This window comes from Achromobacter sp. GbtcB20, from assembly GCF_019091095.1.
GTDB lineage: Bacteria > Pseudomonadota > Gammaproteobacteria > Burkholderiales > Burkholderiaceae_B > Achromobacter > Achromobacter mucicolens.
The window spans coordinates 1-269 of record NZ_JAGXJZ010000549.1; the positions used below are offsets into that span (position 1 = coordinate 1).

Below are 269 nucleotides of genomic sequence, written 5' to 3' on the forward strand. Positions count from 1 at the left end.
GCTGAAGGACTCGGAGAAGCATTACCACGGCAAGGCCGCATCGGTAGTGCTGGATGATTTCCACTCTGCATTGGTGGAGAAATACGGTTCGGCGGCCGTGCGCAAACAGGCGCGCTCGATCAACGTGGATTTCGGTGTTCACATCGACGCGGTTGTCAACACGGTCTACCGGGTGGTCAGCGCGGTTGCTGTGCCCGCATTCGACACCGGCGACCAGTATGTGATCCCCGCTACGGCGGCCGGTAAGTGGATCAAGACGTGCCCCGAGA

The 269-nt window shown here is 60.2% G+C and carries 1 pseudogene; it reads left to right on the forward strand.

Features of this window, described 5'->3' with window-relative positions:
• Window positions 1-269 (forward strand): annotated as a pseudogene (locus tag KVT32_RS30170) (nucleotidyltransferase); the annotation flags it as partial.